This window comes from Bifidobacterium sp. MSK.17.10 (assembly GCF_019129655.1).
GTDB lineage: Bacteria > Actinomycetota > Actinomycetes > Actinomycetales > Bifidobacteriaceae > Bifidobacterium > Bifidobacterium adolescentis.
Window position 1 is genome coordinate 18,619 of the sequence record NZ_JAHOJD010000010.1, and the last position, 22,162, is coordinate 40,780.

The 22,162-nt window shown below is 61.0% G+C and carries 18 protein-coding genes; 10 read left to right on the forward strand and 8 right to left on the reverse strand.

Annotation, left to right across the window (positions count from 1 at the left end; translation table 11 throughout):
• Window positions 1-2: 2 nt before the first annotated feature.
• The 5 genes from KSX58_RS08805 (at window position 3) to KSX58_RS08825 (ending at window position 6,389) form a co-directional block, all read left to right on the forward strand.
• Window positions 3-749, forward strand: coding sequence for a helix-turn-helix domain-containing protein (locus tag KSX58_RS08805; RefSeq protein ID WP_003808894.1), 747 nt, complete (start codon window positions 3-5; stop codon window positions 747-749).
• Window positions 750-972: 223 nt separating this feature from the next.
• Entirely contained in the window at window positions 973-1,785 is an 813-nt protein-coding gene (locus KSX58_RS08810) for a histidine phosphatase family protein (protein ID WP_003808898.1), read from the forward strand.
• Between the two features lie 159 nt (window positions 1,786-1,944).
• Window positions 1,945-3,234, forward strand: coding sequence for a uracil-xanthine permease family protein (locus tag KSX58_RS08815; protein WP_033500143.1), 1,290 nt, complete (start codon window positions 1,945-1,947; stop codon window positions 3,232-3,234).
• Window positions 3,235-3,391: 157 nt separating this feature from the next.
• Window positions 3,392-4,102 (forward strand): SDR family oxidoreductase, encoded by a 711-nt coding sequence (locus KSX58_RS08820; protein WP_217735677.1) that lies wholly within the window; start codon window positions 3,392-3,394, stop codon window positions 4,100-4,102.
• Between the two features lie 112 nt (window positions 4,103-4,214).
• Entirely contained in the window at window positions 4,215-6,389 is a 2,175-nt protein-coding gene (locus KSX58_RS08825; protein WP_237976410.1) for a DEAD/DEAH box helicase, read from the forward strand.
• Between the two features lie 84 nt (window positions 6,390-6,473).
• On the opposite strand, the gene fetB is transcribed toward KSX58_RS08825, so the two are convergent.
• Both fetB and KSX58_RS08835 read right to left on the reverse strand, forming a co-directional pair.
• Window positions 6,474-7,262 (reverse strand): iron export ABC transporter permease subunit FetB, encoded by a 789-nt coding sequence (gene fetB / locus KSX58_RS08830; RefSeq protein WP_021913592.1) that lies wholly within the window; start codon window positions 7,260-7,262, stop codon window positions 6,474-6,476.
• A complete protein-coding gene (locus KSX58_RS08835) occupies window positions 7,259-8,032 on the reverse strand; it encodes an ATP-binding cassette domain-containing protein (protein WP_151911137.1) in 774 nt (257 codons plus the stop codon). Before KSX58_RS08835 ends, fetB begins: the two co-directional genes overlap by 4 nt.
• Window positions 8,033-8,189: 157 nt before the next feature.
• Between KSX58_RS08835 and KSX58_RS08840 the strand changes: the two genes are divergently transcribed.
• The 3 genes from KSX58_RS08840 to gndA all read left to right on the forward strand — a co-directional run bounded on the left by KSX58_RS08840 (window position 8,190) and on the right by gndA (window position 13,780).
• Entirely contained in the window at window positions 8,190-9,572 is a 1,383-nt protein-coding gene (locus tag KSX58_RS08840; RefSeq protein WP_229043455.1) for an esterase family protein, read from the forward strand.
• Window positions 9,573-9,622: 50 nt separating this feature from the next.
• The gene (locus KSX58_RS08845) at window positions 9,623-12,211 is read left to right on the forward strand and encodes a bifunctional lysylphosphatidylglycerol flippase/synthetase MprF (protein WP_085407651.1); all 2,589 of its coding nucleotides are present in this window, start codon (window positions 9,623-9,625) and stop codon (window positions 12,209-12,211) included.
• 120 nt (window positions 12,212-12,331) lie between these two features.
• Window positions 12,332-13,780 (forward strand): NADP-dependent phosphogluconate dehydrogenase, encoded by a 1,449-nt coding sequence (gndA, locus tag KSX58_RS08850; protein ID WP_033500126.1) that lies wholly within the window; start codon window positions 12,332-12,334, stop codon window positions 13,778-13,780.
• 122 nt (window positions 13,781-13,902) lie between these two features.
• On the opposite strand, the gene pgl is transcribed toward gndA, so the two are convergent.
• The 3 genes from pgl to zwf form a co-directional block, all read right to left on the reverse strand.
• Window positions 13,903-14,694 carry a 6-phosphogluconolactonase gene (gene pgl, locus KSX58_RS08855; RefSeq protein WP_055054516.1) on the reverse strand — a complete coding sequence of 264 codons (792 nt, stop codon included), beginning with the start codon at window positions 14,692-14,694 and terminating at the stop codon, window positions 13,903-13,905.
• 65 nt (window positions 14,695-14,759) lie between these two features.
• Window positions 14,760-15,716: a glucose-6-phosphate dehydrogenase assembly protein OpcA gene (locus KSX58_RS08860; protein WP_039774970.1), complete on the reverse strand. Its 957-nt coding sequence runs from the start codon at window positions 15,714-15,716 to the stop codon at window positions 14,760-14,762.
• The gene (gene zwf / locus KSX58_RS08865) at window positions 15,713-17,275 is read right to left on the reverse strand and encodes a glucose-6-phosphate dehydrogenase (RefSeq protein WP_070098318.1); all 1,563 of its coding nucleotides are present in this window, start codon (window positions 17,273-17,275) and stop codon (window positions 15,713-15,715) included. Before zwf ends, KSX58_RS08860 begins: the two co-directional genes overlap by 4 nt.
• Window positions 17,276-17,397: 122 nt before the next feature.
• Between zwf and KSX58_RS08870 the strand changes: the two genes are divergently transcribed.
• Window positions 17,398-18,813 (forward strand): MATE family efflux transporter, encoded by a 1,416-nt coding sequence (locus KSX58_RS08870; protein WP_229052927.1) that lies wholly within the window; start codon window positions 17,398-17,400, stop codon window positions 18,811-18,813.
• On the opposite strand, the gene KSX58_RS08875 is transcribed toward KSX58_RS08870, so the two are convergent.
• Window positions 18,803-19,597, reverse strand: coding sequence for an SDR family oxidoreductase (locus KSX58_RS08875; RefSeq protein ID WP_055680428.1), 795 nt, complete (start codon window positions 19,595-19,597; stop codon window positions 18,803-18,805). The genes KSX58_RS08870 and KSX58_RS08875 overlap by 11 nt on opposite strands.
• A 242-nt stretch (window positions 19,598-19,839) precedes the next feature.
• On the opposite strand from KSX58_RS08875, the gene KSX58_RS08880 reads away from it, so the two are divergent.
• Window positions 19,840-20,397: a methylated-DNA--[protein]-cysteine S-methyltransferase gene (locus KSX58_RS08880; RefSeq protein WP_217735679.1), complete on the forward strand. Its 558-nt coding sequence runs from the start codon at window positions 19,840-19,842 to the stop codon at window positions 20,395-20,397.
• Here KSX58_RS08880 and KSX58_RS08885 read toward each other — a convergent pair.
• Together KSX58_RS08885 and KSX58_RS08890 are read right to left on the reverse strand one after the other, a co-directional pair.
• A complete protein-coding gene (locus KSX58_RS08885; protein WP_223896004.1) occupies window positions 20,366-20,896 on the reverse strand; it encodes a flavodoxin in 531 nt (176 codons plus the stop codon). The two genes, KSX58_RS08880 and KSX58_RS08885, sit on opposite strands and share 32 nt — an antisense overlap.
• Window positions 20,897-20,948: 52 nt before the next feature.
• Window positions 20,949-22,154, reverse strand: a complete 1,206-nt coding sequence (locus KSX58_RS08890) for a MalY/PatB family protein (protein ID WP_055680429.1) — start codon at window positions 22,152-22,154, stop codon at window positions 20,949-20,951.
• Window positions 22,155-22,162: the final 8 nt, after the last annotated feature.

Below are 22,162 nucleotides of genomic sequence, written 5' to 3' on the forward strand. Positions count from 1 at the left end.
GCATGGCTGTTGTTGACGAAGCGAAGCTGAGATACCTGGACTTTCTTTCCAGGGAGGACCGCGTCCGGCACCACCGGTACGTCGAGGAAATGAAGCAATACGACATGATGCGTTCCGGCGACATCAACGCCATCGCCGAAAGCACACGTCTGTGGGACTCCGGACTGTACGGCTACCTGTCGGACGATCCGCTCAAAAACGCGAAATACCGGTTCGTCACCACCATCACGCTCGCCACACGTTTCGCCATCGAAGGCGGTATGGACGAGGAGGACGCCTACAACGCCTCCGACCTGTACATCCAGAACCTGGAAAACTGCAAAACGCCCGACGACGTGCGCCGCCTGCACACCGACATGATGACATTCTTCACATGGGCCATGGCCGACATGCAGAAGGCGGAAACACATTCCAAAGCCGTCAACGAATGCCTGGACTACATCCACTACCATCTGCATGAGAAAATCACCGTGCCCATCCTCGCCGAGCATGTGCATCTGAATCCCACGTATCTGTCGGAGCTGTTCAAACGCGAAACGGGCACGGCCATATCGCAATACATCACCGACAAGCGTATGGAAGCGGCCGAGAACATGCTCAAATACTCGGAATACAGCTTCGACGAGATCGCCCAGATCCTCGCATACCGGTCGCAAAGCCATTTCTCGAAGGTGTTCAAAAAACATTCCGGCATGACGCCGGGGGAGTACCGCACCAAGTACGCGCAGAACGGCATCTGGCCGGAGTGATTGCGATCACGGCGTCTACCACGCCGGTTGCGGTGAACCGCCGGTGACGGCACCGCGAAATTCGGGTGTGCCAATCGTGAAATCGACGTGTCCGCGCGTGCGAAACACGCGCGAATCAGCTACGGTGGAAGCATTCAATGATGATGCGCGCCACCGGCCGAATGAACGGCGGAACAAGGAACGTGCGCGCAGGATGTGGATGAAAGCGAAGGAATAAACGAATATGGGAATGCCCCTTGATCTGTATGTGATCCGACATGGCGAGTCGGAGGCGAACGTCATCATCAGCGCCGGCGAACAGGGTGACAACTCGCTGTATACGCAGGACAACGTCACCGTGCCGGACCGTTCGTGGAGGCTCACCGCCACCGGACGCAAGCAGGCCGACTGCATTGGCCGTTGGCTCGTCGCGCAGCAGCCGCTGTTCGACCGCTACCTCGTTTCGCCGTACGTGCGTACGCGTGAGACGGCGGCCACGATGGCCCTGCCTAAGGCGAAATGGGAGGAGACTCGCGTGCTGCGCGAACGCTCCTGGGGTGAGATCAACACCATCACGAAGGACGATTTCAAAACCAACTACGCGCGCAACTGGATGTTCAAGAACACCGATCCGCTGTACTGGCGTCCGCCGGCGGGCGAGTCCATCGCCGACGTGGCCGAGAACCGCGTGCACAACCTGCTCACGTCCCTGAACCGCAAGTCGGATGCGGAATCCGTGGTGATGGTCAGCCATGGCGACCTCATGCTGGCGTTGATGCTCACGTTGGAGGACCTGTCCGACGAGGAGTTCATGCATCGAGCGGCCGCCGACGAATGGAAGATCACCAACTGCACGTGTTTCCACTATTCGCGGCGCGACCCGTCGACTGGGCGCACCCATAAGCGGTTCCGTTGGGAGCAGACGGCACGCCCGGTGCTCGACGAGACGGACGGACGCTGGGTGGTGAAGGTGGACGATTGGCGCGAATTCAAACGTCCTGTGTTGTCGAACGGCGATTTGGTGGACGTGGTACATGCCGTCGACCGTCATCTGTGACCTATCGTGTCCATAAGTATCCTGGCTGTGATGATTGCCCCCTACCTCACTTTGAAACCATACGTATCGGCGTAGTCGCTACAATGGCCTGTGATTGTGCGGCACGTGTTCGTGTTTCGTGCCGTGAGAGAGTTAGGAGACAATCGCATGTCCAATCCAATCGCGGGCCTGTTCACGTGGAAGCTCCACGGCGACGGCAAAACGCTGAAGCCCGGCGAGGTCGTCGAACCTGACGAGAGGCTGACCTGGCCGCGCACCGCGGAAATCGGCGCGCAGCACGTCATCGCCATGTTCGGCGCCACGTTCCTGGTGCCGATTCTGACCGGTTTCGACCCATCCACCACCCTGTTCTTCACGGCCATGTCGACCGCGCTGTTCCTGCTGATCAACAAGAACATGCTGCCGAGCTACCTGGGCTCGTCCTTCGGCTTCATCGCCCCGATCGCGGCCGTCGCCAGCGCCCACAAGGGCCTCGCCGTCGCATCCTTCGGCATCATGGTCACCGGCATCCTGCTGGCCCTGATCGGTGTGCTCGTCCATTACGCGGGCGCCAAGTGGATCGACATCATCATGCCGCCGGTCGTCAACGGCGCCATCGTGGCCATCATCGGCTTCAACCTGGCTCCGAGCGTGTGGAACAACTTCAAAGTCGCTCCCGACACCGCCATCGTCACCCTCGTCGCGGTGCTGCTCGTCGCGGTGCTGTTCAAGGGTCTGCTCGGCCGACTCAACATCCTCATCGGCGTGATCATCGGCTACGCGTACGCCTGCTTCCGTGGCCAGGTCGACTTCTCAGCCATCGGCAAGGCCGCATGGGTCGGTCTGCCGGAATTCCGTCTGCCGCAGGTCGACTTCACCATCCTGCCGATGTTCATCCCGGTCGTGCTCGTACTCGTTGCCGAAAACGTCGGCCACGTCAAGTCCGTCTCCCAGATGACCGGCCGCGACTATGACGACCAGATCGGCACCGCGCTGTTCGCCGACGGTCTCGGCACCACCATCGCCGGTTTCGGCGGCGGCTCCGGCACCACCACCTACGGCGAGAACATCGGCGTGATGGCCGCCACCAAGGTCTACTCGACCGCCGCATACTGGTGCGCCGCCGCGTTCGCGCTGATCCTGAGCCTGTGCCCGAAGTTCGGCGCCATCATCAACACCATCCCCGCCGGCGTGCTCGGCGGCGTGACCACCCTGCTGTACGGCATGATCGGCATGGTCGGCATCCGCATCTGGGTTGAGAACAAGGTCAACTTCGACAAGCCGGTCAACGTCATGGTGGCCGCCATCACCATGATCATCGCCGTCGGCCAGTTCGAGTTCGCCTTCAACGGCATCTCCTTCAACGGCATCGCCATCGGCACCGTCGTCATCCTCGTCGCCTACCACGGCCTGAAGGCCATCGGCAAGGCGACCGGCACCATCGCCAAGGACGATCCGGACATCCTGTAACGGATCGCATCTCACGCTGGCTAGTTCAACGCCCGTCGGCCAAAAAGGTCGGCGGGCGTTTTTCATTGCCGTTTTCGTCAATCGATTGACGTGTTGCGTCGCATACGTTTTATGATGGTATCTATAAGCGATTGCGCAATGTGGCAAAGGAGACAACATGAGCACTGCGGCAGGAAAGAAAATCGCGATTGTGACCGGTTCCGCGCTTGGCTTGGGATATGAGCTGGCACGTCAGCTGATCGGCAAAGGCTGGTTCGTGGCCGGCATCGATTTCAACACGGCCCGTCAGGAGGAACTGTCCCGCACGTTCGGCGCGGACGAATACCGCGCCTTCGTCGGCGACATCAGCGACGAGGCGTTCGTGAAGGACTCCGTCGCGGCCATCAAGGAGATCGGCCACATCGACCTGCTCATCAACAACGCGGGACAGCCGTCGTTCAAAAAGCCGGTCGGCTACGAGGCCGCCGACGTGGACAAGTGCCTTAAGGGGCTCAAAGGCATGATTCTGTGGAGCGTCGAAACATTGAAGGCCGACGGCGAGCAGGACCTCAAAATCGCCAATGTCATGTCCACCGCCGCCACACGCGGCAACGCCAACGAATCCGTCTACTGCGCCACCAAGTGGGGTGAGAAGGGGTATACGACAAGCCTCAAGGCGGCCTACAAGGGAACCAGTGTGAAGGTTGTGGGCGTGTATCCGGGAGGCATCGACACCGACTTCTACCATGACAGCCACGATTACGTGTCGTTGGACAAGCAGCATTCCTTCATGAGCGCCGCGGAACTGGCCGAAGTGGTGCTATTCAACCTCGTCAACGACGCGAATCTGACGGTTTCCGACATCCTCATCGAACGCAACTACCGGTAGCGTCGGCCACCAGTCACAGCCAAGGCAAAAGTATCGGGCATGGGCTACAGTTAACAGGTTTGCGCAACGTGCGCAATGTTTGACATGAAAGGCCATTGTGCCCGATACCGCTGTGATTGAAAATGAAGATGCCCTCGCCGCCGATTTCGATGAGGCGGGCGAGGAGGAGGAACGCCCCCAGACGTTCGCCGAACTCGGCGTTCCCGGCCCGTTGGTACGCGTGCTCGCGGCCGATGGCAAGAAAACCGCTTTCCCGATCCAGGCCGACACCCTTCCCGATTCCCTGGCCGGTCGTGACATTCTCGGCCGAGGCCGTACCGGCTCCGGTAAGACCCTGGCGTTCTCGATTCCGCTGGTCGCGCGACTGGGTGAGGTCGACGCCGACGAGTACGAGAACATGAGCCAGTTCCGCCATGAGGTGGAACAGGTGCGCAAGGGGCATGCCGAGGAACGGCGCGCCGACGATTTCCTGCCGCACCCGCGCGGCCTGGTGCTCGCTCCGACCCGTGAGCTGGCCAACCAGATCAACGACGTGCTGATGCCGCTCGCGCAGATGTACGGCATGACCACCACCACCGTGTATGGCGGTGTGCGCTACGCCCGCCAGATCCGCGATCTAAGGGCCGGCGCCGATATCGTCGTCGCATGCCCGGGCCGTCTTGAGGACCTGCTCGAACAGCATGCGCTGACGTTGGAGAAGGTCGAAGTGGCCGTGATCGACGAAGCCGACGAAATGGCCGACATGGGCTTCCTGCCGCCGGTCAAGCGCCTGCTCGGCCAAGTGTCGTTCGACGCGCAGATCATGCTGTTCTCCGCCACCCTCGACCATGGCGTCGACGAGGTGGTGAACACGTTCCTCACCGATCCGAAGATCCACAGCGTCGACTCCGCCACCGCGGCCGTCGACGAAATGACACACCACGTGTTCGAAACCACGCAGGGCGACCGTCATGAGCTGGTCCGCACCCTCGCTTCCGGCAAGGGACGCCGCATCCTGTTCACCCGCACCAAATTCCAGACCCAGAAGCTCGCCAAGGACCTGACGAAGAACGGCATTCCGGCGGCCGAGCTGCACGGCAACCTGAGCCAGAACCAGCGTGACCGCAATCTCGCAGCCTTCGAATCCGGCGACGTGAACGTCATGGTCGCCACCGATGTGGCCGCCCGCGGCATCGACGTGTCCGGCGTGGAGCTCGTGGTGCAGGTGGAGCCTCCGGAGGACCCGAAATCGTTCCTTCACCGCTCCGGACGTACCGCGCGAGCCGGCCATTCCGGTGATGTGGTGACCATCGTGCTGCCGAACCAGCGCCGCCGCACCCGCCGCATGCTGCATGAGGCCGGACTGAAGGTCAAGCCGATCGAAGTGACCCACGATTCCCCGGAAGTGTTGGAATTGGTGGGCGAGCCGGCCGAACCGCGTTTCGGTTGGACGCTTGAGCAGTCCCAGCCGGCGGGCAATCCGCGTCGCAGGAAGCATGGCAAGGTCGGCGACGGTTCCGCGGAAAACGGCGGGCGCTCCGGACGCAACCGTTCCGGCGGACGCAACAAGGACCGGGGCAAGGACAAGGGCGGCAAGCCGTTCAAGTCCGAACGCAAGGACCGCGCGAATCGCAAGGGACGTGAAGAGCGCGCCGAAGTCGCCGAACGCGAGCAGCGTTTCGAACCGAAACAGAATCGCGCCGAACGTCGCGCCGCCAAGTTCGAAGGCCGCGACAACCGCGAATACGAGGCACGCGAGCATCGTTGGGAACATCCTGAAATCCAAGAGGAGAAGCGCGAGAAGCACGAGGAGAAGCGCAACAACAAGCGTCGCGAAAAGTACGCGCGGCTACATGAGCAGCAGCGTGCCGAAGCCGGCGAACAGCGTGGAACCGACAATCGCAAGCGGCGCTCCGACGAGCGTTCCGATCAGCGTGGCCAATCCGATAGGAAGCCCGGCAAAAAGCAGTATGCGAAAAAGCAGGGCGCGCCGACCAAGAAGCAGCGCAAGGCCGAAGCCCGTGCCGAACGCCGTTACGAGGACGATCGCCAATACCGCAGGAACCGCGACGAACGCGACGACCGCCGTCAGGGCGGCAAACGCATCCATCGCAAGGAAATCCGCGTGATTCATGACGAGCGTGGCGAGGACGCGAAGCGTTATGACCGTCGCATGGAAGCCAAGTATGGCGATTCCGTTCGTCGTGGCGGTCACGGAGAACGCCACGACAAGCATGCGGGCGAAAGGCAGGGCAAGCCGTACCGCAAGCATGCGAAGATCCGCAAGGCGCCGTTCCGCTCCCGCTGACGTACGTCAACGGTCAAGCAAAAAGCCGTTCATTCCAGCAATCGCAAGGAATGAACGGCTTTTTCTATACGGGATATCGCAGTATCAGCCGTTGACCGGCTGATACTGGTCGAGCGCGGTGAAGCAACGTTTATAGACCATCAGCATGATGATGCTGTCCGCCAGCAGCGTAAGCGCCGCGATGGTGGCGAGAATCATGAACTGGTATTTCGCCGCGTCGATGGGGTTGCCGCCGGCGATGATCTGACCGGCCATCATGCCCGGCACCGTCACAATGCCGGCGGAGGCGAGCGACGCGGTGGTGGGCAGCAATCCCAGACGGATCGACGAGACGATACTTGGACGTGCCGCCTCCCACGTGGTGGCACCCAACGCCAGCAGCGTGTCCACTTCGTCACGACGTTCCTTCATGCTTTCAAAGAACCGGCTCAACCCCACCGCCAACGCCGAAACGGTGTTGCCCAGCAGCATGCCGGTCAACGGCACCACCAATTGCGGCGCATACCACGGTTGCGGACGGATGATGAGCTCGGTGACCAACGAGATCATGATGAGCATGGTCACGACCAGACTCAGGAACACCGGTCCAGCCAAGCCCTTCGGCACACCTTTCGCACGCGAAAGAGTGATCTGCACGGCCGCGATGAGCATGAACGCCACAAGCAGCAGCACCAGCCACGGATTGTTCGAACGGATGACGTACTCCATGATGAAGCCCATCGCGCACAATTGCAGCAGCGCACGGCAAGCCGACCACAGAAGCGTGCGCCCCACGCCCATACGCATGGTTTCGGAGATGCCGGCGGCAATGGCCACCATCACCAGCGCGGCGATGAGACCCCAGATGTCGATCGCATAGTAGTTGCCGTTCATGCGACGCTCCCTTCTACCGTGTTACCCGTCGAAGTACTACCCGTCGCAGTACCGTCCGCTTCGGCGTTGCCGGACTGCGTGAGCGTGCCATTGGCAAGACGCATGACACGTGTGGCACGGCCATCCGGCGGCCGGTGCCGGATACGAACGATCGCCATGCCGTCCGCCGCCGCTTTGGCGAGGATGCGCGCCACTTTGTCGGCGTTGTCGTCATCCAATCCGGCGTCCACTTCGTCGGCGAGCAGTACCTTCGGACGGGTCAGCAACGTACGTGCAAGGCTCACGCGCGCCGCCTGACCGCCGGACAAGTCGTGTGGCGGACGGTTCAGATCGATGTCGGCACAGCCCATATTGTCCAAGGTTTCACGGATTCTGCCGTCCGGCAACGCATCGGTGGGGGAGATCCTGCGCGGCCCCTGCTTCGTTCTCGCCGACTGGCGTATGGCAAGCGTGAACGGCAGACGAATCGCCTGCGCCACCGTCTCGCCCAACAGCACCGGCTTCTGCGGCAAGTACGCGACCTGCGCGCGCCACTGCTGCGGGGTGAAATCGTCGGCGGAACGGCCATCCAACCGTAAATCGCCTGACGCGCGCGGATTGAGCCGTGCGAAAGCGGTCAGCAGCGAGCTCTTGCCTGCGCCGGACGGTCCGACCAAGTCCACGATTTCGCCAGGCTCGATGGCGAAGGACAATCCGGAGAATATGGTGCGGCGTTCGCCGTCGACCATAATCGAACAGCGCACGTTCGATGCTTCGAATACGTATGTCATAGCCAAAACCATACGCCAATAGCGAACGGTTCACGGCGGTTTCAGGGTTTTCCCTGAGTTTTGAGGCGAAATCAGCCATAAGGATGACGCGTGCCCGTTATTTTGCGTACTACAACTGTCAAGTTGAAGGAAAACCTATATGTTGGGGATGGGAAATATGCGTCAGTGGCTTATGAACATAAGCCTGGTCGGAGGCTGGTTTCCGGCGGCGGCGTTCGCCGTCGTCGCAGTGCTGTCCGTAACCCTGCTGGTTAGCGCGGCCGTTTCGAAACGGGACGGACGCATACTGGCTACCGTGCTGCCGATCGGCGTTGCGGCCGTGTCCGGAATGATCGGCTATGTGGTAGCTTGGCTGCTGTCCGACGTGTTCGTGGTGTTCGGCGTCGGATTGGGATCCCGTGTGATGGCTTGGGTGGCGGCTGGTTTCGCCATCGCTGGTTTCGCCATCGCGCATATCGTGTTGAGCAGGGGCATGATGTGCGTGGCCGCGGCCATCTTGACCGTATTCGCGATACTGGCCGCGGCGATCGGCATCGACCAATTGTACGGCGAATACGCCACCATCGGCTCGCTGTTCGGCGAGGATTCCTACAGCCAAGCCGATCTGACCGGACTGGCCAAACGCAAGGACCTCATCACCGTCGCACAGTGGCGCAAACAGGCCGCCAACGGCACAATCCGCAATATTCCGGCGAACGGAACCGTCAACAAAATCGACATTCCGGCCACGAAATCGCAGTTTGAAGCACGCAAAGCCCTCGTCTACCTGCCTCCGGCGGCATTGGCCGACTCGAAACGCAAGCCGGCCCTGCCGGTCGTCCTCATGCTGAGCGGGCAGCCGGGCAGTCCGGGACGCGTCTTCCAAGCCGGCGGCATCCAAACCATGATGGACGGATATGCGAAAACCCACGACGGACTCGCCCCAATCGTCATCGCAGCCGATCAGCTTGGCGCCGATTCGCACAACACGCTATGCGTGGATTCGAAGGTGTACGGCAATGCGCTGACCTACCTGACGCAGGACGTGGTCGACTGGGTGAAAACCAACCTGCCCGCCGCACAGGATGCCAAGGATTGGGCCATCGCCGGATTCTCGCAAGGCGCCACATGTTCGCTGCAGATCGGCGTGAACCATCCCGACCTGTTTGGCACCATGATTCCCACCGACAGCGAAATCAAACCGACCAACGGCAGCCGACAGGAAATGATCGACCGGTTCTTCGACGGCGACACCACAGCCTATGAGAACCAAGTGCCGGTCAACGCCATCCGCAACCACGCGCCCACCCATCAGATGCTCATCATAGGCGCGGGGGAGAAGGACACCACCTCAATACGCAACGTCAAAACAATCGCGCCGGTCGCGGCGAAAGCCGGCATGCGCGTCGCCGCCGTCGAATCGTCCGGCAACGCACACGACTGGCACGCCGTGCAGGACGTGCTGCGTTACGGGCTCGCCGTATTCGGCCACGACACCGGACTGGATGGTGCGAACCCGAACCTATCCGACTATCCGAATCTCAAACGCATCACGATATGACGATCCTGAACACAAACCCGCAAGCCTGAGAATCCCAGAAAAGGAAAGAAATGACTCAAACGCAAACCGCACTTGCTAAACCAGCCGAGGCATCACCCGCGAAACCACTGTTCGGCTTCCGCGCGCTGCTCGCCGATCTGGCCGGATGGATCAGACGACACCTGCTCACCGTCTGCCTCGTGCTGTTCGTCATCCTCATCAACGTGGGCACGCAGATCGTGTGCGCGCTCATACGTCAGCCGTTCCCGCCGAGCCTGGCCAAAGTAAGTTTCGAAGCGCTCGCACGCGGCCGCTGGTACACCGCGCCGATATCCATGCTGTACGTGCCGAATCTGGGCCGTCTGCTCATCGACGTTCCGCTCATGCTGGTTGCGTTCGGCCTGGCCGAATCGGTGATCGGCAAAATCAAAACCGCATGGGTGTCCGTCATCACCACACTGGGTGGCGTGGCCTTGGGCATGGGACTGTGCTCCCTATCCGACGGGCGCAGCCCCCAATGGCATGCGATCTCGCATGATGGCGCCATCCTTGGTCCGCTGATTCTCGTCGCCGGCACCCTTATGTGCGCCAGCGCGTTCACAACCATGCTGTGGCGCCGCCGTATCCGCGTGATCGGCTATGCGGTCGTGCTCATCATGTTCCTCTACCGAGGCGAGGTGAGCGACTACTGCCTGCTTGCCACTTCGGTGATTGGCCACGTGCTCGGCTATCTGATGGCCTCCCGCACACATGGCGACGAATACCGGCATGGCGCCATCTACGAAATGCGTCGGCTTATCGGCATCGTCGCGGGCGTGCAGGCCATCGGTTCGCTCGTCGCCGTCTCGTCACGCCAATCGTTCGGCCTGCTGTCCATGTTCGGACTGTTGACCGGCTCCACCGACTTCGACACCGGACATGTGGTCGACTGCCTCAGCGGCGCCTCGCATACGGACTGCTTCACGCAATACCGCATGATGCGTTTCACCATGCCCGGCAACTGGCTGGTATCCATCATGCCGACGCTGATGCTGCTGCTCATCGCCTGGGGTCTGTATCGAGGCCGTCATCTCGCAGCCGCGCTCAGCATCGTGTTCAACACATGCACCATTGCGCTATCGACGGTGTTCTATGTGGCTATTCCGCTGTCCTACGTGGACGGCTCCGACGCCGGTGCATACATGGATGCGATATCCGCATTGCAACGGCACGGCGCATTCCACGCGATGCTGGCCACGATGGCGTTGCCGCTGCTGTGCATCGTCATCATCATCCTGTTCCGCGCATGTTTCACCATTCGCACGAAAAGCGAGACCGTGCTGCGCGGTATCGCCATCACGTTCGCCGCATTCGTATTACTGGGATTGCTGTACGTCGGCTACGGCCTGTCCATGCCGTCCGGCTTCAACGAAACGCCGCTGCTGGTCGATCTGATCGCAGACTACGTGCAGCGTTTGCTGCCGATTGGCCTGCTAAGTGGCGTGGAACCGGCGTTCGTGCCGGTCGGACTGCTTTCCGAAATCGTCTACCAGTGCGTCGGACCGATGTTTTGGCTGGTCGCGCTGTGCTGCACATGGGGTGGCCTGCGTGACCGTTCCATGATCAACGACGCGTACCGTCACCGCGTGGACGAGATCATCGGACTCGGCGGCGAATCCATGTCGTTCATGGCCACTTGGAAAGGCAACGATTACTGGTTCTCCGCCACCGGCCGTTCCGCCATCGCCTACCGCGTGTCGTACGGCATCGCATTGACCGTCACCGGACCTTTCGGCGACCCAGACGAGTATGAGGACGATCTGCATGCGTTCGCCGGCTTCTGCACCCAACGTTCCCTGACGCCGGTGTTCTACAGCGTGCACGCCGAACAACGTGACGCGTTGGTCTCCGCCGGCTGGAACGCGCTCGACGTCGGCACCGAAATGGTGATCGACCCGGCCGCATGGCAGACGCGCGGCAAGAAATGGCAGGACGTGCGCACCGCCATCAACAAAGCCAAGCGCGACGGCATCACCGACGTGCTCGCCACATTCAAGGAATCGCCGTTCTCCGTGCAGACGCAGATCCGTGAGATTTCCGCGCAATGGGCCGGCGAGAAGGCCCTGCCTGAAATGGGCTTCACCCTGGGTGGCGTGGACGAGCTGGTCGATCCACGCGTCAAACTGCTGTACGCGGTGGACACGGACGGTAAGGTGCTGGGCGTCACCAGCTGGCTGCCGACCTATGAGAACGGCAAAGTGGTCGGATGGACGCTCGACTTCATGCGTCACCGTACCGACAGCGTCAACGGCATCATGGAATTCCTCATCGCCCGCATGGCCGAACGGCTGCGCGACGAAGGCGAAGTGCGATTCATGAGCCTGTCCGCGGCGCCACTTGCCGGCATGAGCGGCGAAGGCCACGAACAGGGGGAGAGCGCCGTGCTCGACCACGTGCTGCAGATGGTGGCCGACATCATGGAACCGGCTTACGGATTCCACTCCCTGTTCCGCTTCAAACTCAAGTTCCATCCGGATGAAGCCAAAGTGTACATCTGCTATCCGGATCCGGCGAAACTGCCGCAGATCTCGCTTGCCGTCGCGCAGGCCTACGTGCCGTCGCTCACCCCAGCCGAAGCCATGCGATTCGTACGCACCATCGTGCCTACGAAAACGAACTGAAACCATGCGACCGGTTGACGGCCCGTCATCCCTGAGATGGGCTGTCGCTTTGGGTGCGCTCGGGGCTACACTGGGGAAGGTTCATAAAAAGTACTACGTTTCTCCATGAAAGGGAACAGTATGTCAGCTGAAGCAAACGTCGGCGTCGTCGGTCTGGCTGCCATGGGCGGCAGCCTCGCACGCAATCTCGCTCACCACGGCAACAAGGTCGCCGTGTTCAACCGCACCTACGCCCGTACCGAAAAGCTCATGAACGAGCACGGCGGCGAAGGCGAGTTCTATCCGGCGAAGACGCTTGAGGAATTCGTGGACAGCCTCGTCAAGCCGCGCACCGCCATCATCATGGTCAAGGCCGGTGAGCCGACCGACGCCATGATCAACGCGCTCGCCGACCTGATGGAGCCGGGTGACATCATCGTCGACGCCGGCAACGCCTACTTCCCGGACACCATCCGCCGCGAAAAGGAAATCAGCGCCCGCGGCCTGCACTTCGTCGGCTGCGGCGTGTCCGGTGGCGAGGAAGGCGCCCTGCTTGGTCCGTCCATGATGCCGGGTGGTTCCGAGGAATCCTGGAAGACCCTCAAGCCGATCTTCGAATCCATCGCGGCCAAGGCCGAAGGCGAACCGTGCGTCACCCACATCGGACTCAACGGTGCCGGCCACTTCGTCAAGATGGTGCACAACGGCATCGAATACTCCGACATGCAGCTCATCGCCGAAAGCTACGACCTCATGCGCCGCGGCCTGGGCATGACCCCGGCCGAGATCGGCGACGTGTTCGAGGAGTGGAACAAGACCGAACTCGACTCCTACCTCATTGAAATCACCGCCGAAGTGCTGCACCAGGTCGACAAGAAGACCGGCAAGCCGCTCGTCGACCTCATCGTCGACCACGCCGGCATGAAGGGCACCGGCACCTGGACCGTGCAGACCGCACTGTCCCTCGCCGTGCCGGTCACCGGCATCGCCGAAGCCGTGTTCGCCCGCGGCCTGTCCTCCGAAGCCGACCTGCGTGAGGAAGCCCAGAAGCAGGGCTTCGCCGGCCCCGACGGCAAGCTCAACCTGAACGACGACGAGAAGAAGGCCTTCATCGAAGACATCCGTCAGGCCCTCTACGCTTCCAAGATCGTCGCCTACGCACAGGGCTTCAACGAGATCACCACCGCCGCCAAGGAATACGGCTGGGACATCGACCTCGCCGCCGTGGCACGCATCTGGCGTGGCGGCTGCATCATCCGCGCGAAGTTCCTCAACCGCATTTCCGAAGCGTTCGAATCCGGCGAGGCCAACGTGTCACTGCTGTTCGCCCCGTACTTCAAGAACGCCATCGAAAACGCCGAGAAGTCCTGGCGCAACGTGGTCGCCCAGGCCGCCATCAACGGTCTGCCGACCCCGGCGTTCGCCTCGTCGCTGTCCTACTTCGACGGCCTGCGTTCCAAGCGTCTGCCGGCCGCCCTCATCCAGGGCCAGCGCGACTACTTCGGCGCCCACACCTACCAGCGCGTGGACCAGCCGGGCGCGTTCCACACCCTGTGGGCCGAGCCGGGCCGCGAGGAAATCGAAGCCTGATTCCCCTTGAGCCTGAAGCATAAGGCATCCGAAACATAGATGAAGCCCCGCAACACGATATGTTGCGGGGCTTCATTGTTATACCGGTTATACCGTTGCTTTATCGGCGTGCAGGAACCGCATCACAGCTTGGATGCCGCTCCTTCATCGATAAGCCACAACAGCTCTTCGCCGTCGGCATAGGAGCTTGGCGCATGCGGATTGTCGCGCTGGGCGAACGCCGCCTTCACCGCGTCGGCCTTGCGCGTCTCGGACGTGAACACCCATGTGTGCTTCGAACGGGCGATCATCGGCACGGTCAACGTCACACGCAGCGGCGGCGGTTTCGGCGAATCACGCACGCCGGCCACCAGCACATGCGGATCGTCGATTTCGACTTCGCCATGGTCGGGGAACAGGGACGCGAAATGCGCGTCCGGACCCACGCCGAACATCGCGATGTCAAGCGCCGGCTCGCTGCCCAACTGCTCGACAAGCTCCCGCTGGTATTCCGCGGCAGCGGCCGCCAGCACGGCATCCGTCTGTTCTGGGGAAGCGGACGCGATCTCATCCGCGTCACGTCCGTCAGCCGGCATTTCGTGGATGTTTCCAGCCGGCATGAGGCCATCCTCGATAAGCTTGCCGAACCAAGCCTCGCGCGCCTGCTTGGCGTTGCGGTCGTCATCATCGGCCGCAACGAAACGCTCATCGCCCCACCACACGTGCACACGGCGCCAATCGACGGCATCGGCCAACGGGCTTTCACCCATCACCTTAAGCACGTAAATGCCATCGGTGCCGCCGGTCACGGCAATGTCCACACGCTGCCGGTCCGGCTCGGCCAGCAGGTCGATGATGGTCAGCAATGTGCGCGCGGCCACGGCCTGCGCCAATACTTCGGGATTCGGATACACAATGGTCTTACGTTCTGCCATATTCGCTCCTTATACGATGCCGCCCCACCGATTCACGGCAGGGCGACTGGTTGTCGTTTGACGGTTCAGCGCTTCGGATTGATCAGATCCCAGCCCTGCGTCACCACTTCCGCATAGATCTCATCCGGGTAGAGTCGGCCCAGCTCCTCGCTTAGGCATTCCTCCAACGTGCGCGCCGGCACGCTGATGGTCTGCGGCGACTGTCCCGGCACGTTCAGCACGGCGATGCCGTCATCCGTGGAGGGACGTTCCAGGCTCATCACGCCGTCGGAACGGCTAAGATACACGCCGGTCACCGCGGTGGCGTTCGGATCGTCCTCCACCACCACCGGCACGTTGAGCCGTAGCCTCAGCCATGCGGCCAGCAGGTCCATCGGCAGGTAATCCTTCTTGCCGGTCACACGCACGCCGCTCACCGGCAGGTGCGGCGGCTGGTCGAGCATGGAAGCCAGCATCGCACGCCAAACGGTCAGACGCGTCCATGACATGTCCACGTTCTTCGACGACCAGTTACGGCGCAGATCGTCCATCGTGCGTCGTGGATTCGACGAATGCATCGCATCCGTGATACGGCTGCGCGCCATCGAGCCCAACAAATCGGTGGACAGGTTCGCCGGCGCCTCGTTCGGCCACCAGGCCACCACCGGCGCGTCCGGCACCAGCAGTGGAATCACCAACGTATCCGCGTGATACACCAGACCGCCGAGCGGACGCAGCACGATGATCTCGCCCGCGCCGGCGTCGGAACCGAATCGCACTTCCGCGTCGAGGAACGTGTGCGGCTGACCGTCATCGGTATCGGCATCCATCTTGCGCGAATTCGGTGCGATGGCGATCACCCGGCAGGGGTGTTCGCGGCTGGCGCTGTTCGCCACTTCGAGGTCGTGCTCCAGCGACGCCTCGTTCGTGGAGATCAGCAGCGTGAGCACACGGCCCAAGGCGGCCTCGCCACGCTCTTCGTGCAGTTCGTCGATTTTCGCCGAAATCTCACGGGTTTCGGTGTTCTTCATGGTAATGATCACGGCATCCTCCAACGGTGTCCATCGCGGGCCAGCATCTCGGTGGCCTCCTGCGGTCCCCAAGTTCCGGAACGGTATGGCTGCGGCTGGCCGAGTGTGGACCAGAATTCCTCGATCGGGTCGAGGATCTGCCAGCTTAGCTCCACCTCACGTGTGGTTGGGAACAGTGGCGGATCGCCCAGCAATACGTCAAGAATCAGACGCTCGTAGGCTTCTGGAGACGATTCGGTGAATGAACGGCCATAGCCGAAATCCATGGACACGTCACGTACTTCCATCGACGTGCCGCCCGGCACTTTCGCGCCGAATCGCATGGTCACGCCCTCATCAGGCTGTACACGAATTACGATGGCGTTCTTGCCGAGTTCCTTCGTGGCGGTCGTTTCGAATGGCAGATGTGGCGCGCGTTTGAAAATCACTGCGATTTCCGTGACGCGTTTGCCAAGACGTTTGCCGGTGCGTAGGTAGAACGGCACGCCGGCCCAACGGCGTGTATCGACATCCAACCGGATAGCCGCGTACGTTTCGGTGGTCGATGCTGGATTAATGCCTTTCTCATCCAAGTAGCCGACGACTTCGTGCGATCCTTGCCATCCGGCGGCATACTGGCCGCGGGCCGTATGCGCGGCCAAATCCTTCGGCAGACGCACGGCGGACAGTACCTTCGTCTTCTCCGCCGTCAAATCGGCGGCGGAGAAGGAGACCGGTTCCTCCATGGCGGTCAATGCCATGAGCTGCAGCAGATGGTTTTGGATGATGTCGCGCGCTGCGCCGATGCCGTCGTAGTAACCTGCACGGCCAGCCACGCCGATATCCTCGGCCATGGTGATTTGCACATGGTCAACGTAATTGTTGTTCCAAATCGGCTCGTACATGGCGTTCGCAAAACGCAGCGCCAATATGTTCTGCACGGTTTCCTTGCCGAGGTAGTGATCGATGCGGAATACGCTCGACGGGTCGAACACCTCGGAAACCACACGGTCGAGTTCCTTAGCGCTGGCCAGATCGTGGCCGAACGGCTTTTCGATGATCACGCGACGCCAAGCGCCTTTGTCGCTTTTCGCCAGACCGCAGTCGGCCAGCTGGCGGGAGACTTGCGGGAAGGCCCGTGGCGGCACGGACATGTAGAACGCATGGTTGCCGCGCGTGCCGCGATCGCGGTCAAGTTCCTCGACGGTCTCCGACAATCGTTCGAACGCCTTCGGATCGTCGAAGGTGCCCTGCACGAAACGAATGCCGTCGGTAAGCTGCTTCCAAGTCGATTCCTTGAATGGCGTACGGCAGTGCGCCTCGACGTTCTCGCGTACGAAATTCTTGAAATGCTCTTCGGTCCAATCGCGGCGGGCGAAGCCGGTCAAACCGAAGCTTGGCGGCAACAGGCCACGGTTGGCCAGATCGTAGATTGCGGGAAGCAGTTTTTTACGGGACAAATCGCCAGTCACACCGAAAATCACGATGCTGCACGGACCGGCAATACGGGGAAGTCTCAGATCGCGCGGGTCGCGCAGTGGATTCGTCCACGCGCCGGCCGCGTTGGATGCGGTTGAAACGGTTTCACTCATGCCTTTCATACTAACGCGCGGACTCCACTCGCCGCCAAAGGGAATTCGAAAACGTCATGGCCCTTTTTTAGAGCATCCTACAAAACGGCATGGCGGTTCCCTCGTTTGGTGCCGCCACTACAATGCCTTCGCAAGCGAACGACGAGCCGGCTGCGGCTGGCGGAGGCAAAAACATGGTGCACAACAAGCAGGGCATAGACATGCTGCACGGGCGCATATGGACGAAGGTCCTGCGATTCGCGCTCCCCGTGGCGGCGACCGGCATTCTGGAACAACTCTTCAACGCATCCGGCATCATGATCGTCGGCAACTTCTCCCAATCCGACGGCACCGCCGCGGTCGCGGCCGTCGGCTCCAACGCGCCCGTCACCGGACTCATCCTCAACCTGTTCATCGGCATCGCTCTCGGCGCGAACGTCGTCATCGCCAACGCCATCGGACGAGGCAGCCGCGAAGCGGTGCGCAACGCCGTGCACACGTCCATCGTCACCGCCCTGATCGGCGGCGTGATCGTCGCCATCATCGGAGAATTGCTCGCCGGACCGCTTCTCGGCATGCTCAACGTGACCGCCGACGTGTTCCCCCTGGCGCTCGCATACCTGCGCATCTACCTCATCGGCATGCCCGTCATCCTGCTATACAATTTCGAAACAGCCATCTTCCGCAGCATCGGCGACACCCAGGCTCCGCTCGCCGTACTCGCCATTTCCGGCGTGCTCAACGTGACCATGGGACTGATTTTCGTCGTATTGTTCCATTGGGGTGTTTCGGGCGTCGCGACGGCCACAGTCATCGCGAACGTCGTCAGCTCCATGATTCTGCTGTATCGACTGGTTCATACTGACGCAGCCATCCATGTTGATTTGCGCGAGTTCGGCATCGACTGGTTCACCCTGCGTCAGATTCTGCGCATCGGACTGCCCGCCGGCGTGCAAAGCGCGGTGTTCGCCGTGGCCAACATCATCATCCAAGCCGCCATCAACAGTCTCGGCACCGTTGTCATGGCCGCCTCCAGCGCCGCGTTCAACATCGAAATCATCGCCTACTACGTGCTCAACTCGTTCAGCCAGGCCTGCGCCACCTTCACCGGGCAAAACTATGGAGCCAAACGGATCGGACGCTGCAAGCGCGTGCTTGGCATCTGCATTCTGGAGGATTTCATCGCCACCGCGGCCACCATCGCCGTCGTGCTGTTCTTCGGCCATAGTCTGCTGGCGTTGTTCGATGCGACACCGGAGGTCATTTCCGTCGGCTACACCAGACTCGTCATGGTGTTCTCCGCCTACACGTTCAGCATGCTGTACGAGGTCATGTCCGGATATCTGCGCGGCTTCGGCATCTCACTGGTGCCGGCGCTGCTCACCGTAATCGGCGTGGTCGGCGTGCGCATCACCTGGATCGCGTTCGTGTTCCCCGCGCATCGCACGTTCGAGGCCATCATGATCGTCTACCCGATCAGCCTCGCCGCAACCGCCGTACTCATCGGCATCGCTCTGCTTTGCTACCGTCCGTCCAAGCGATTCGCCGTTAAACCTTAAGCGTGTGCGGCTTGCCGCCGTTCATGAACGCGGCGATTCGCCGGGTCAGAGCGCGGGGAAGAACCCGTTCCGCGAGCGCGCCCGCCTTGGTGAGCGGACCATGGTAGGCGAGGGTTGAGCCGCGCATCATCCTGCGGTAGGCGTACGTGGCAAGCTGACGTGCGGTGGCCGGTTTGGTCATGGTGAAGAAATTGCGGCCACTCATATTCGCAGCCTTCTGAAAGCCGGTCGTGGTCGGACCGGGACATACGCAGGTCACCGTCACGCCCGTGCCGCGCAATTCGTGGGCCACGGCCTCGGATAGCGAGCGCACGAATGCCTTCGACGCGAAATACATCGCCATGTATGGGCCTGCCATCATCGAGGCGACGGACGAAATATTCAAAATCCTGCCATGCCCGTTGGCGCGCATGTCTCGGCCATACCGATACGTCAACTCAGCGAGCGCATGCATGTTGAGCTGCATCATCTCGTTTTGCCGGTTCCAGTCGGCGTCGAGAAAATCCGTCCAGTCAGCGAAGCCTGCGTTATTAACGAGATGGTCGACCGCAATACCTTGTGATGTGGTGAAATCATGGAGTTTCTTCGGTGCGTTGGCTTCGCTCAGATCTATGGCGAACGTCACCACATGCACGCCAAAACGCTGCTCGAGCTTGGTTTTTATCATGTCAAGCCGTTCCTGGCTGCGGGCGGTGATCACCAGGTCATGTCCGTCCGCTGCGAACAGCGCCGCCAGTTCGCGTCCGATGCCGCCGGACGCTCCCGTGATGAGTGCGTATCCCATGCCAACTCCTTCGTTTTGGTCCTATCTCGCCTATGAATGGCGGATTTGCGGGTCTGCCTGATGCTATCTCCACTATAGATGGCGGATGTTTTTCGACTTATACCCCCTGAGATAGCGTATGGGGGTAAAAAGCGCGGCTTTTCACTTTGCCGTCCGCCATCTATAAGCGAGATAACATGTGTCGAAAGACGAAATCCGCCATCCATAGGCGAGATAGGTGTTTTGTGGAGGGATGGAGGACAGTGGTGAAAACAAAGTCGCATTACGATTCGCCGCTTGGCGGCATCACGCTGATCACCGACGAAACGGCATTGCTCGGCCTGTGGTTCGATTGGCAGCCAGGCTATGCGGACGATGATTCCGCGGTTTTGGGTGATTCGCCGACGATTGGCGCCGCGAAACGATGGCTGGACGAATACTTTGCAGGTTGCATACCTCGGATCGAAGTGCCGTTGCGGCTGGAAGGCACGCCGTTCCGCAAGGAAGCATGGGCATTGCTGCGGAAAGTGCCATACGGCGAAACGGTTTCATACGGCGGACTCGCACGTCGATTGGAGTTGAAACGTGCGGACGGGCGTAGGGTATCCGCACGCGCCATCGGGGGAGCGGTGCACCGCAATCCGATCGCGCTTATCGTGCCCTGCCATCGGGTCGTCGGCGCTGACGGTAGTCTCACCGGTTATGCGGGAGGCATTGAAACCAAAATCCGTCTGCTCCAACTCGAAGGCGTGCTGAAGCAGACGGAACGGACGGATGTGGATTGCGAATCTATAGACCGGATTTGGCGATCCACCCGCTGACGGCTTCGGCGGCTTTACTTGCGTTGTTCTGTGCGTCGGTCCCCATGACCGCAAGCCCCGGCTTCACCGTCGCCTTGGTGATTGCGGTGATACGTTCCGGAGTCCGTCCAAGCCCGCTGCCGCCGTGCGTGCAGAACGGATAAATGGTTTTGCCGGACCAGTCGCGGCTTTCCAGAAAAGCGTACACGGGCATCGGCATATCGCCGCACCAAATCGGATAGCCAAGGAACACGGTATCGGACGAATCGAGCGCATCGACATCGCCGCTGAGCGTGAACAGCGGACGCGCGTTGACACGCTGCTCCTCCTGCACCATTTCTGAGGTCGCGGCGTACCGTTCCGGATAAGGCTCGGTACGTGCGATTTCAATCATCGGCGAATCGGTCCGCCGGGCCACCTCTTGGGCAAGCTTCGCGGTATTGCCGACCGTCACCTCGCCCACTTCGTAGTTTTCGCCGGCGCGGGAGAAAAACACCACCACCATGTTGCGTCCTTTCATGGTCCTTGAAGAGGCCGTTGCCGCATCCGTCATGCGTCAGTCCAAGGGTTTATCAGTCCATCTTTGGAAACGATTGTGCTCGATACGCGAGCAGACCGTCGATGAACCGTGCAAGACCCTCGATCATGCGTGCACGCGGACAGGCCACGTTGATACGCACGAAATCATGACCGTTGCCACCATATTCGGAACCCGCGGAGAACATCACCTTATGCTCGCGTTTGAGATAATCGCACAACGCATCCGTGTCATGCGTGATGGCCGAACAGTCGACCCACAACAGGTAGGTGGCATGTCCTTCGACCATGATGATGCGCCGGTCGGCCGGCACCGAAGCGTTGTATTTGTCGAACATCGCACGCGCGGTCGCCTTGTTGCCGGCCAGATAAGCGCGCAGTTCGTTCAGCCACGGTTCGCCCTCGTTGAACGCGGCCAGGGTGGCGTCCATGGCGAAGGCGTTCGGCTCCGCCACCTCATCGGTGTTCAAAGCTCGCCACACCTTATGACGCAGCACCGGATTCGGAATCATCACGGCCGCGGAATTCAGTCCTGCGATGTTGAACGTTTTGGTCGGAGCCATGCAGGTCACCGAATTCATCGCGCAATGCTCGCCCACCGAGGCGAACGGCACGTAATCGAAACCCGGATCGGTCAGATCGCAGTGGATCTCATCGCTGACCACCGTCACATGATGCTTCCAGCACAGTTCGCCGATACGTTCCAAAGTCTCACAATCCCAAATACGGTCGATCGGATTATGCGGGTTGCACAGAATCATCAGCGTGGTCTGCGGGTCGGCGAGTTTCGTTTCGAAATCAGCCCAATCGATCTCGTAATGTCCTTCGCCGTCATAGGCGAGCGGCGATTCAAGCACACGGCAGCCATTGTTGAGAATCGAATTGAAGAAGATGTTGTAGACCGGCGTCATGATCACGACGTTCTCGTTCGGCGTGGTGAGTTTCCTGACCATGCTGGAGATCGCCGGCACCACACCGGTGCAGAACACCAGCGAGTCCGGGTCGATGGCAAGCCCATGACGGCGTCCCCACCAATCCACGTACGCCTGATTCCATTCTGGCGGCACGATCGAATAGCCGAAAACGCCATGCTCGACGCGCCGACGCAACGCCTCGCGGATTACGGGCGCGGTCTGGAAATCCATATCCGCCACCCACATGGGCAGCGCGTCGCCAGCCTCCTCCCATTTGAGCGAGTACGTGCCGGAACGGTCGATCGGAGTATCGAAATCGTAAGTCATACCGCCAA